The sequence below is a fragment of the Victivallis vadensis genome, from assembly GCF_003096415.1.
Classification (GTDB): Bacteria; Verrucomicrobiota; Lentisphaeria; order Victivallales; family Victivallaceae; genus Victivallis; species Victivallis vadensis.
Window position 1 is genome coordinate 105,390 of sequence record NZ_QEKH01000010.1, and the last position, 10,846, is coordinate 116,235.

Annotated in this window: 8 protein-coding genes; all 8 read right to left on the reverse strand. The window is 62.2% G+C overall.

Annotation, left to right across the window (positions count from 1 at the left end):
* Nucleotides 1-3 precede the first annotated feature (3 nt).
* The 8 genes from C8D82_RS07690 to C8D82_RS07725 all read right to left on the reverse strand — a co-directional run bounded on the left by C8D82_RS07690 (nt 4) and on the right by C8D82_RS07725 (nt 10,844).
* Nucleotides 4-918: a tRNA-dihydrouridine synthase family protein gene (locus tag C8D82_RS07690; RefSeq protein ID WP_116883690.1), complete on the reverse strand. Its 915-nt coding sequence runs from the start codon at nt 916-918 to the stop codon at nt 4-6.
* Nucleotides 912-1,832, reverse strand: a complete 921-nt coding sequence (locus C8D82_RS07695; RefSeq protein ID WP_116883691.1) for a dihydroorotate dehydrogenase — start codon at nt 1,830-1,832, stop codon at nt 912-914. Before C8D82_RS07695 ends, C8D82_RS07690 begins: the two co-directional genes overlap by 7 nt.
* 5 nt (nt 1,833-1,837) lie before the next feature.
* On the reverse strand, nt 1,838-2,617 hold the full coding sequence (locus tag C8D82_RS07700; protein ID WP_116883692.1) for a dihydroorotate dehydrogenase electron transfer subunit: 780 nt from the start codon (nt 2,615-2,617) through the stop codon (nt 1,838-1,840).
* Between the two features lie 11 nt (nt 2,618-2,628).
* The gene (locus C8D82_RS07705) at nt 2,629-3,234 is read right to left on the reverse strand and encodes an MBL fold metallo-hydrolase (protein ID WP_116883693.1); all 606 of its coding nucleotides are present in this window, start codon (nt 3,232-3,234) and stop codon (nt 2,629-2,631) included.
* Entirely contained in the window at nt 3,231-7,055 is a 3,825-nt protein-coding gene (locus C8D82_RS07710; RefSeq protein ID WP_165832916.1) for a DUF3857 domain-containing protein, read from the reverse strand. The genes C8D82_RS07705 and C8D82_RS07710 overlap by 4 nt, the downstream gene beginning before the upstream one ends.
* A 406-nt stretch (nt 7,056-7,461) precedes the next feature.
* The gene (gene coaBC, locus C8D82_RS07715; RefSeq protein ID WP_116883695.1) at nt 7,462-8,091 is read right to left on the reverse strand and encodes a bifunctional phosphopantothenoylcysteine decarboxylase/phosphopantothenate--cysteine ligase CoaBC; all 630 of its coding nucleotides are present in this window, start codon (nt 8,089-8,091) and stop codon (nt 7,462-7,464) included.
* Complete coding sequence (locus C8D82_RS07720; RefSeq protein ID WP_116883696.1) at nt 8,088-9,053, reverse strand: glycosyltransferase; 966 nt, start codon at nt 9,051-9,053, stop codon at nt 8,088-8,090. The genes coaBC and C8D82_RS07720 overlap by 4 nt, the downstream gene beginning before the upstream one ends.
* A gap of 15 nt (nt 9,054-9,068) precedes the next feature.
* Nucleotides 9,069-10,844, reverse strand: a complete 1,776-nt coding sequence (locus C8D82_RS07725) for an ArnT family glycosyltransferase (RefSeq protein ID WP_165832917.1) — start codon at nt 10,842-10,844, stop codon at nt 9,069-9,071.
* Between the last annotated feature and the right edge of the window lie 2 nt (nt 10,845-10,846).

Consider the following 10,846-nt stretch of genomic DNA (forward strand, 5'->3'; position numbering starts at 1 on the left):
GGTTCACAAATCAATACGGGAGACGGCGGCGGTCGGCGGCAGCTGTTTGAGCCGCTCGAAAAAGGGGTTGGCACTTCCCCACAGGAAGTTGGAAAGCTCGATTGCGCGGCAGACTTTGAATCCCTGTTCCAGCACGCACCGGAAAAGCCGGTGCCGGGCCTCATCGGCCGAAGGCAGCCCGGAATTGTCCCTCCGCCCCTGCCGGATGCGGTTCAGCAGCAGCGGATCGCGCAGCCATCCCCGCGCGCACATCACGCCCGCCGCGCCGGTCCGTTCCAGCAGTTCCGATGCGTCATCCGGGGAATCGATGTCGCCGTTGAGCACGACCGGCACCGGAGCGGCGAGCCGGAGACCGGCTTCAAACCGCTCCTCACGTCCGGAAACGGGGCGGTACTGCTCCCGCACGGTGCGAAAGTGCAGGAAAAATGCCGAAACGCACCCCGTTTCCGCCAGCGCGGGCAGGATGCGCTGCATCTCATCGGGCGACTCCCAGCCGGTCCGCAGTTTGACCGACAGCGGTGAAGCGGGGATAGCCTTTTTGACCGTTTCAACCGTCGTCACCATCCCCGCGAGGTCGCGCAGCGCCCCGCCTCCCGCTCCGCCCGAAGTCACCTGACGGCTCGGACAGCCGAAATTGAGGTTGATTCCGGCGGCTCCCAGCTCCATGAAGCGGGCGGCGGCGGCCGCGATCACTTCGGGGCGGTTCCCCATCAGCTGAACCGTCACCGGCAGGCCGGACTCCAGAAACGGCGCGGCGAACTCCGCGAGTTTCCGCGTTCCGGGTACGGCGGTGGAGAGCCGCAGGAACGGCGTCATCCACCGTTCGGTCAGCCCGAGGGCGTCGGCGGCCCGGATCAGTTCGGGGGACATCACTCCCTCCATCGGTCCGGGCCAGAGTTCGGGCGAAGCGGTCAGCATTCGACCTTGCCGATGATATCCGCCACGCTCGCGCAGCCGTGGCGGTCGAGATAAGCGCTGATCCCGTCGATCACCTTCAGCGGAGCATAGGGATCGACGAAGTTGGCAGTGCCGACCGCAACCGCCGAAGCGCCCGCCAGCAGGAACTCCACCGCATCCTCGCCGGTCATGATCCCCCCCATGCCGATCACCGGAATCTTCACCGCGCGCGCCACGTCGTAGACCATGCGCACCGCAATCGGCTTCAGGGCGGGGCCGGAGAAGCCGCCGGTCCGGTTCGCGATCTTCGGGCGGCGGGTTTCGATGTCGATCGCCATCGCGGTGATCGTGTTGATCAGCGAAACCATGTCGCTGCCCGCCGCTTCGACCGCCCGCGCGAATTCGGCGATGTTGGTCACATTCGGGCTGAGTTTGGTGATCAGCGGGAGCGTGGTCGCGCGGCGCACCGTCGAAACCACCTCCGCCGCCAGCACCGGATCGGTGCCGAATGCGACGCCTCCCGCTTTCACATTGGGACAGGAGATGTTGATTTCCAGCGCGGTGATCCCGTCGCGCTCCGCGTCGAGCCGGGCGGCGACTTCGCCGTATTCGGCGATGGTCGTGCCCCAGATGTTCACGATGGTCGCGGCGCCGACCTTGCGCAGGAACGGCATATAGCGGTCGCCGTGCAGGAACTTTTCCACGCCCGGCCCCTGCAGGCCGATCGCATTGAGCATCCCGCCGGTGACTTCGGCGACGCGGGGCGTCGGGTTGCCGTGCGACGGCTTCATGCGGATTCCCTTGACCACCACCGCGCCGAGGCGGGAGATGTCGTAGTAGTTGTGATATTCAAAGCCGTAGCCGAAGGTGCCGGACGCGGTCATCACCGGATTTTTCAGCGTGACGCCGCCGAGTTTCGTTGTCAGGTCAGCCATTGTCGCTACTCCACATAAACCGTATCGAGATTGAAAACCGGGCCGTCGGTGCAGGCGCGGGCGTACTGCCACCCCTCCGGCGTATCCGCCTTGACCTTGACCACGCAGGCGAAGCAGGCGCCGACGCCGCAGCACATCAGGTGGTCGATGCTCAATTCGCCTTTCTGATTGCGGGCGTTCAGGATTTTCGCGAGCGCCATCAGCATCGGATGGGGGCCGCAGCCGTAGAAGAAGAACTTCCGGCCCGGATTCTCCGCGAGCAGCTTTTCAACCAGCACGGTCACAAATCCCTTCGTGCCGACCGAGCCGTCGTTGGTCGCGACCTGCACCTCGTATCCGGCCTCGCGGTACACATCAGTCAGCAGCACATCGGCCTCGCCGCGCGCGCCGATCAGGAAAATGCCCCGCTGCGGAAGCTGTTTCGTAATCAGGTAAGTGGCCGCCGCGCCGTAGCCGCCGGCGACCAGCACCGGCGTCGCGTCCTCCGGAGCATCGCTGAATGAGGTGCCGAGCGGGCCGAGCAGGTCGCAGACCGTCCCGGCGGGGAGCCTGGAAAGCTCGCGCGTGCCGTGGCCGACGACCTTGTAGACGACGGAAAGCGCGCCGTCGGCTTCGACGTTGTGAATACTGAAGGGACGGCGCAGGATATGGTCGCCGTGGCGGTCGATCCGGACATGGACGAACTGTCCGGCCCGGGCGGCGGCGCAGATTTCCGGCACATGGAATCTGACCAGGAAATAGTCATTCTGCAGCCGTTCGTTGCTGATGATTTCGCCTGTTTTCATACTGTGTTCTGCTATTGAATATATGGGTTGGAGCGGCGCTCGGCGCCGACAGTGGTTTGAGAGCCGTGGCCGGGATAAATCGTCAATTCGTCCGGCAGCGTCAGAATGCCGTTCCGGATCGAATCGATGATCGTGCCGAAGTCGCCGCCCGGGAAATCGGTGCGGCCGATCGAACCGGCGAAGATCGTGTCTCCGGCAAACAGCGCCGGGCTTTCCCGGAACAGGAAACCGCTGCCGCCGGGCGTGTGGCCGGGAAGCGGAATCACCGTAAAATCGTCGTTCGGCGCGAAAACGGCAGCTTCCGGCAGGTTGCGGGCCGCTTCGAGGTAGGGGAGCAGCGCATTGTCCGGGCTGCGGTAAAGCTCGTGATCCTCCTCCGCGAGAAACACGCCGTCAACCTGCAATGCCGCGGCGACTTCGGCGACCGCCGAAATATGGTCGACATGGGCGTGGGTCAGCAGGATGCTCGCACGCCTGAAATCGAAGCGGCGGGCGGCGCGGACGATCTCCGGCGCATCGGCGCCGGGATCGATCACATAGAGGCGGCGGCTGGATTCGACATAGACTAAATAACAGTTGGTGTCGAGCAGTCCGACCGGGATGGTGACGATCTTCATCGTTTCTGTTCCGTGGTTGGCGCTTTCCGGTTGGTCAGGATGATCCGGCCGGAAGCGAGTTTGGAGAGCTCACGCTGCAATTCGGTGAGCTTGTTGTAATCCAGCGGCGGCACCAGTTCGACCGGCAGCGTCAGGCCGCAGTCGATCCGCAGCGTGCTTTCGCCGGGCTCGAAATACTCGTAAAACGCGGAAGAACCGAAGCTGCCCAGCTCCTTGCGCTCGGGGCGGTCCGCCACCACCCGGTAGCCGGAGGGCAGGTGGATCCGGTACTCCAGCGAAATCCGCGACGGCTTGTTGCGCCATACCGGGGTGCGGCGGCTTTTCTCCGCCGTCGCGACCCGCTGCGCCAGCTCCGAAAAGCCGGGCAGTTCGAACTGCATGTAACCGTCCGCCGCCGCCGCGAAATCCGGCACCCTGACCGTGTATTCGAGTCTGCCCGGATAGCTGTCGAAGTCGATTTTCGGCTTGCCCGCCAGTTTCGCGGATTGCGAAAAGCCGGAGACCAGCTCCTCAAAGAAGATCCGCTTCTGCTCCGGCGTCATTTCGGCGAAGCGGCGGTTTTCGTTTTCAAAATCGGTGCCGGTCACCTGTCGCCGCACCTGAATTTCCGCCGAGCCGTTGGCGCGCAGATCGATCGCGTAGGAGAGTGACACCGAGCTTTCCGATTTGCGGCGCGGCCGGATCACCTGAAGCCGTCCGTCGGAGAGGTTCAGCCCGATCTGCTCCTCGCTGCGCGCCGCGCCGACCTTCGCGTATTCGCTGGTGTCGTTCAAATAGGTTTCATACGCCGGTACGTAGACCAGCACCTCGCTGAACCAATTCGCGGGGTAGCGGCTCAGCAGCTTCAGCGTGGCGGGAGCGTAACCGAACGGAGTCACGGCCACAAACCGGCTTTCGATTCCGGCGGCTTTCAGGATCGCTGCCAGCAGGATCGCCCGGTCGGCGCTGTTGCCGTAGCCGGAAGCGAGGGTGGTTTCCGGCAACGAGAAGCAGCTCCACGGCAGCTGGTTCAGGCCGGGGCCTGCCGAACGGATATTACGGGCCACGTAGTCGCGCAGCCGCTTCAGCTTGGCTTCACGCTCCGAAGCGAGCGGGCGGACCGCCGGATCGTCGACCAGCTTCAACTCCCCGACCAGCGCTTTGATCTTTTCTCCGGGGCGGACTTTGGCCTGCAAAGCGGCGGAAAGCGCCTTCGCAAAGCTGCCGTAATTTCCGGCGGAGAGGTACAAAGTCGGAGCGAACATCCAACGCGGCGCCTGTCCCGGTTCGCGCGGCAGCTGCGGCGTATCGCCGCTCTTCCAGATCCGGGTCAGCCGGTTGGAATCCACAAATTCCTGCACGGCAAGGTTGGTGTCCGGTGCGCCGACGCGGCAGTCGAATTTGAACGGGGCCGTCAGCGCGAAACTGCTCCGCACTACCGGAGCATCTCCGGCCAGCGGCACATAGCGGCTGAAAAAGGGGCGCTCTTTGACCTTGCGGGTCACGGTGCTCTCGATCACCGCACCCGGCACAACACCCGGCAGACTGGCGACCAGCACCTTTTCGGCGGGATAGCGGGGGGCGGAACTCACCCACGGCGCATCCATCAGGTTCAATTCCTTCTCTCCCAATTCCTGTCTGCTCCCGTCCGGCGCGGTTACGGTCGCGGCGACGGAGACCTCCTCCCAGACCGGATTGTAGGAGAGCTTGAGCTCGGAACAGCTCTTGACCCCGGCGTAATTCAGCACCCTGCGGCGCTCCTTCGCCACCGAAGTCCAGCTCGAAGCATCGTGGATCGTGACGGTTTCGGCGCTGTCGAGCAGAATGGAGTCGGCGCCGGGGAACGCGGAGGCGACCAACTGCTCGGGCACTCCGGCAAAATCGATCTTCGCGATCGGCAGCTGCCGTTCGAGCGAATCGATCTTCCGCAGCGCCTGCTTGAGTTCGACGTACTGCGCCGGTTTGATTTCAACGGTATCCAGCGACAGCCTCGAACTGCCGGAGACCATCGCGGCGCCGGCGGAGAGCGAGCGCCGGTAGTCCAGCACGCCCGGCACCTTTACCTCAAGTCTGCCCGGCACCGAAACCAGCCGGCACAGCGGCGGCACCGCGAGGTCGAACTTCTCCTCGACCGCGCAGGTCGAAAAGAGCAGCAGGTTGAACCGGCGCTTTTCAAGGCCGAACGATCCCATCATAAATGAGACCGCGCCGAAGCCGGAACCGAATTCCGGCAGCTGCAGCAGGAACTCCGCCGGATTCTCCGGCAGGAACTCCGTGGCCCGGAAGGTTAGTTTCACGGCCAGCGGCACACTCATGTCGCGCACGTCCGCCGGAGTTACCTCCAGCGTCTCCAGCGTCGCACCCGGAATCGCCCGTTTCAGCTGCGCCGCGAAGAACTGCTTGCGGTAATCGACCGGCCAGCGGGAAAACGCATCGCGGTAGATCTGGTCGTTGATGCCGCCGAAGGCCAGTTCGGTGGCGCCGGAGAGCACCCCGTCCGGCGCCACCGCGGCGCGGGTCGCGATCTTCATCACGTTTTCGGCGGCGGGCGTCACCTCGGAGCGGCGCAGTGCGTCCCCCTCCGGCTTCGCGACCAGAAAACTCATATTGCCCATCGACGACGGGAAAAGTTCGGTGGTGGTCTCGTAGGTCGGGTCCATCAGCTGATATTTGCCGGGGGCAAGCTCCACCGCGACGACGGCATGGTTGAAGTAGTTGTTCGGCACCTCGTCATCCTTGGGCGGCCCGGCCATGAACAGCACCGGATACGCCTTGAAACCGGCCAGCTCCAGCATCGACACCAGCAGCGCCGCCTTGTCGCGGCAGACGCCGTAACGCTGGTTGAAGGTCATCGACACGTCGTGCGGCTCATAGCCGGGGGCCTCGGCTTCGGCGGTGATGCCCATATAGCGGATCTGCTGGGAGACGAACTGGAAGAGCGCCATTACCTTCTGCTCCGGCGTCTTCGCGTTTTTGGTCAGCTCACCGACTTTGGCTTTGATTTCGGGAGTCACCGCATCCAGCCGGGGACGGCAGAGCGCGTAGTACCATTGGGAAATCTCGTTCCAGTTGGCGGCAGTGCTGACCGCCAGGCGCTGTACGCAGGTGTAAAGCTCCGGCATGTCCGGTTCGGGAATTACCTGCGGCACATCCGTCGCGACCCACGAGTAGAGAATGCGGCCGTCCTTCTTCTCCTCCGAAAACTTCACGGAGCCGCCGACCGGGTCTTTGACCGCGATGGACTTGAGCGGCCGGTCCGCCGGTCCGTCGATGGTGATCCGGTACTCCAGCACCGGGGAGTCGCTCTGCAGCAGATAGAGGCCGCACCAGACGCCGGCCACCCGCGGCTTGATCTCCTTTTCCACCGCCCGGAGCCGGATGATGTCGCCGACCTCCAGCTCCGGAATCGTGACGGTCATGATCTTGTTGGCGGGGTCGTAGATATTGGAACCCATCTGGCCGGGGCTCACCGCGATTTTGCTGTTCTCCGCGACATCCAGCCGGACCGTCTTGCCGTCCGGCTTCAGCACGTCGCAGAGTTCCAGTTTGAACTCCTCGTAGGTGGTGTTGAAATAGAAGCTCTGCGTCCCCATCGCGCGCCGTCCGGCCTCGGTCAGCACTTTCACGAAATAGTCGTCGGTGGTGACGGCGGTGCCGTCGGCCTGATAGACCACGTGCTGCTCATCGTACAGCAGCACGCTGTCGGCGTTCGGGAAGCGTTTCGCACTTGCCTGTTCGGACAGTTTCAGCGCCTGCGCGACAGGGGCCGGAACCGCTTCCGCAAATAAATGGAACGCCAGTATCGCCAGCAGCAGCGGCAGGAATTTCTTGAAACGGATCATCACATTCTCCTCTTTATGACAGCACCACACAGATACATGATATAAAATAACAGTTTTGAAGCCAATTGCAAAACGCATCGGGCCGTTTCCGATAATTTTGGAATGAAATTGTTTATCTTTATTTGAATTTTCCGCATCCTGCACTATATTTAACATTCAAACTGGTAAATTCTTAAAAAGTTTTATTCCAAGGAGTCGAAATGGGACAGCAGCTGAATAAGATCGAAAAGCGTCGCCGCCGCAAAGCCTATCTGGAGCGTTGCAAGGAGAAAGTCCGCGCCGCGATCGCCCAGGCCAAGAAGAAGTAATTCTTCCGCTTTCAACGAAAAAGCCCGATATGCACACTTCGCATACCGGGCTTTTTCGTTGCCTCGGGCGGCCGGGAACGACTCGCCTTTGTCGTCCGTTACTTTTCCGTTATTTTCCGGAGAAGCTCCAGCGCGACCTCGAATTTCGGGGCGGGGCCGATCTCAAAACGGCTTCCGTCACTTCCGAGCAAAGTGACGGCATTGCGGTCGCTGCCGAAACCGATATCGGAACGGCTCACATCATTAGCGGCGATCCAGTCGAGATTTTTGCGGGCCAGTTTTTCCGACGCATAGGTGATCAGGCTGGTGGTTTCGGCGGCGAAACCGACCAGAAGCTGTCCCGGCCGTTTCCGTTTTCCGAGCGACGCCAGAATATCCTCGGTCCGTTCAAATTCGATCAGGAGCGATCCGTCGGATTTTTTCATTTTTCCGTCAATTACCCGTTTCGGACGGTAATCCGCGACGGCGGCGGCCATCACGATCAGGTCGGAATCCGCCGCTTCGGCGTGAATCGCATCCGCCATTTCCGCCGCCGATTCCACGTGAATCACGGAAATTCCGGCGGGATCCGGCAAATTGACGGGCCCCGCGACCAGCACGACCCGGTGGCCCAGCCGCCTGGCGGCTTCGGCCAGAGCGTAACCCATCTTGCCGGTCGAACGGTTGGAGAGGAAACGGACAGCGTCGATCTTCTCCCGGGTCGGCCCCGCGCTGATCAGGACTTTCATTCTTTTTCTTCTTTGCGGCCGATGATCGATTCGATGAAATAGCGGGGACGGTTGCGCACATCGGTGTAGATGCGGCCGATGTATTCGCCGATCATGCCGATGCCGACCATCTGGATTCCCATGAAGACGAACATCACCGCGAACAGCGTGAACACGCCGCCATTGGTCCAAGTATCGCCGTCGGTGATACGGCGGATGATGATGTACAAGCTCAGCAGGAAGCCGCAGAAGGCCGCCAGCATCCCGAACCAGGTCAGTACACGCAGCGGAGCCGTCGTCATGCAGGTCAACATGTTGAACTGCAGGTTGATCAGCTTCATCAGCGAATACTTGGAGTCGCCGACCGCGCGCTCGCTGTGGGCGACCGGAATTTCGCAGGTGTTGCGCGCGAAACTGTTGCCGAGCACCGGGATGAAGGTGCTGCGCTCGTTGCACTGCAGCATCGCCTTGACCACGTGGCTGCGGTAGGCGCGCAACATGCAGCCGTAGTCGTGCATTTTAACGCCGGTGGCTTTCTGGGCGACACGGTTCACGATCTTGGAGGCGGTGCGGCGGAACCAGGTGTCCTGCCGGTTCTGGCGCACGGTTCCGACCACGTCGTTGCCGCGTTCGGCGGCGGCGACCAGGTTCGGAATCTCCTCCGGCGGATTCTGCAGATCCGCATCCAGCGTGATCACCAGATCGCCGCGCACCAGCGAGAATCCCGCCATGATTGCGGAGTGCTGCCCGTAATTGCGGTTCAGGATGCAGGCGATCACCTGATCCGGCTTCGCCTCGGCGGCTTTGCGCATGATCTCGGCGGAGGCGTCGCGGCTGCCGTCGTCAACCAGGATGAATTCGTACTTTTTGCCGGTCGAATCAAGCGCCCTGATTGTACGGTCGATCAGTTCCTGAAGGCAGCCTTCCTCGTTGTAAACGGGGACGACCACGGAGATATACTGGATGATGTTGGGGTTTTCCATAGCGGGTTTCCTGCGTTATTTTCCTGTTGCTTGCGTTGGTGCGCGTCCGGGCAGCTCCAGGACCCACACGACTCTTTTATTCGAACAATCCCGGACTCCGGGAGTCGGTTTCTCGGAATAATCCGGCTTCTGCACATCGATTTTCAATCCGATCCGCTTTGCGGCTTGTTCCAGCTCCGCCAGTTCGGAGGGAGTGTTGACCGCGATGATGACGACCCGCTTTCCCGCATGGTCGGCCACAAACCGGCGCAATTCGGCATAGTTTTCCTCCGGATTCCGGGAGGAGGTGTCCCGGACCGGTTCACGCAACTCCAGATAGAACAGGTATTTTTCATCCGCATTGTCCTGCCAGAACAGCATTGCATCCGGCGGAATTCCGGCAAGCGCGCCTTTCAGCTCCAGATAGAACGGCTTTTCCGTGCGGAACTGAGTCAACGACGGCAGCACGCAGCCGAACAATGTGCCGATCAGAATCGCTCCGCCCAGCACCGTCGCCGCGATCCGGGGCGGCATGCCGGTGAGTCGTTCCACCGGCATATTCGGCTGATTGTCCAGCAGCATCACGATCAGCGAGAGAATCCCGGCCGCGGTCAGCCCCGCGATCAGCAATCCCGGCGGCTGCACCCGTACCACCCGGTTCCACAGCGGCAGCGCGATCAGCGAAGCCAGGCAGAGCGAACCGGCGACAATCACCAGATAACGCATCAGGACCAGAGCGGGGCGGTTCCAGCCGTCATACCCGAGCCGGGTCATTCCCGCTGCTCCCAGCAGGGCACAGAACGGCGTCATCGGCAGAATGTAGTACCAGCGGCGGGTTCCGGCTGCGCAGAACAGCGCGAACATCAGCAACGTGCCGACCAGCAGTTGACGCACCACCGGCGGAAGTTCCTTCCATTGCCGGATCATTCCGGCAATGCCGACGCCGATCACCAGCGTCCACGGCAGCAGAACGCGGGGCAGGCTGTAGAAGTACAAAAACAGCGAGTCGGCATCGAATACGAACGCATTCAGCACGTTTTCCCGCCACACCTGCTGCAAGCCGGAATAATCCACCGCGCCCGACAGCGGCTGACCCGCGACCGGCAGCACGATTTTCGCCAGATAGAACGGCGTCAGGTAAAGCGCCGCCGCCAGGCCGAATGCGGCGATGTTGCCGAAACGCAGATGGCGCTTCCACCGCTTCTCCGCCAGCAGATGAGGAAGAATCAGCGCCAGGGGCAGAATCACCGCCGGCAGCCCCTTCGCGAGCGCCCCTGCGAAGCAGATCAGGTAAAAGCCGAGGTAGTGGAAAAATCCGGCGCGCTCCTCCACCTGGAAGAAGTAGGCCACCGCCAGAATCACCGCCGCCAGATTCGCCATATCCGCCGCCGCCGTCCGTCCCCAGAACAGGAAGCCGTAGCTGCCGAGCAGCAGCCAGCCGCCCAGCAGGGCGGTCTGCCGGTCGAACAGCCGCTTGCCGAGCGTAACCGTACCGAACAGTCCGACCAGTGCGGCCAGCGCACTGGGCAGACGCACGGTGAATTCGTTCACCCCGTTCAGCACATGGGCGAACGGCACGATCAGCCAGTAGGAGAGCTGGGGCTTGTCGAAATAGATCTGCCAGTTCAACGACGGATGCAGGTAATCACCGGAGGCGATCATCTCGCGGACAATCTCCGCCCATCTTCCCTCTGAGGTCCACAACGCGTTGCGCCCCAGGAAGATCAGAAGCACCACCACGGCAAATGCCCAGAAAAACAGTTCGTTTCTCCGCCGGGCGACCGCTTCGGATGGATCCGTATTGCCAGCCATCG

Excerpts from the sequence above, each read along its gene's own strand:
- C8D82_RS07690 (WP_116883690.1), bottom strand. The coding sequence starts at position 918 with ATGCTGACCGCTTCGCCCGAACTCTGGCCCGGACCGATGGAGGGAGTG.
- C8D82_RS07695 (WP_116883691.1), bottom strand. The coding sequence starts at position 1,832 with ATGGCTGACCTGACAACGAAACTCGGCGGCGTCACGCTGAAAAATCCG.
- C8D82_RS07700 (WP_116883692.1), bottom strand. The coding sequence starts at position 2,617 with ATGAAAACAGGCGAAATCATCAGCAACGAACGGCTGCAGAATGACTAT.
- C8D82_RS07705 (WP_116883693.1), bottom strand. The coding sequence starts at position 3,234 with ATGAAGATCGTCACCATCCCGGTCGGACTGCTCGACACCAACTGTTAT.
- C8D82_RS07710 (WP_165832916.1), bottom strand. The coding sequence starts at position 7,055 with ATGATCCGTTTCAAGAAATTCCTGCCGCTGCTGCTGGCGATACTGGCG.
- coaBC (WP_116883695.1), bottom strand. The coding sequence starts at position 8,091 with ATGAAAGTCCTGATCAGCGCGGGGCCGACCCGGGAGAAGATCGACGCT.
- C8D82_RS07720 (WP_116883696.1), bottom strand. The coding sequence starts at position 9,053 with ATGGAAAACCCCAACATCATCCAGTATATCTCCGTGGTCGTCCCCGTT.
- C8D82_RS07725 (WP_165832917.1), bottom strand. The coding sequence starts at position 10,844 with ATGGCTGGCAATACGGATCCATCCGAAGCGGTCGCCCGGCGGAGAAAC.